At 45.9% G+C, this 255-nt stretch carries 1 protein-coding gene; it reads left to right on the top strand.

Annotation, left to right across the window (positions count from 1 at the left end):
- Positions 1-255 (top strand): IS1 family transposase (locus tag HH682_RS15555; protein ID WP_214238377.1); only part of this gene is annotated, 255 nt, incomplete at both ends.

The raw sequence follows: 255 nt of genomic DNA, 5'->3' as shown, positions 1-255 counted from the left end.
GAACGGACGATAACAACCTTGGAACGTCTTCTGAATCTGCTGTCGGCCTTTGAGATAGTAGTGTGGATGACAGATGGATGGCCGTTGTATGAATCACGGTTGAAGGGTAAGTTTCACGTTATCAGTAAGCGTTATACTCAAAGAATTGAGCGGCATAATCTGAATCTCAGGCAACATTTGGCAAGGCTGGGACGGAAATCACTGTCATTCTCAAAGTCGGTGGAGTTGCATGATAAGGTCATCGGGTACTACCTC

It is taken from the genome of Rosenbergiella gaditana, assembly GCF_018494065.1.
In the GTDB taxonomy this organism is placed as follows: Bacteria; Pseudomonadota; Gammaproteobacteria; order Enterobacterales; family Enterobacteriaceae; genus Rosenbergiella; species Rosenbergiella gaditana.
This window is presented reverse-complemented; position numbering and strand designations above follow the sequence as displayed.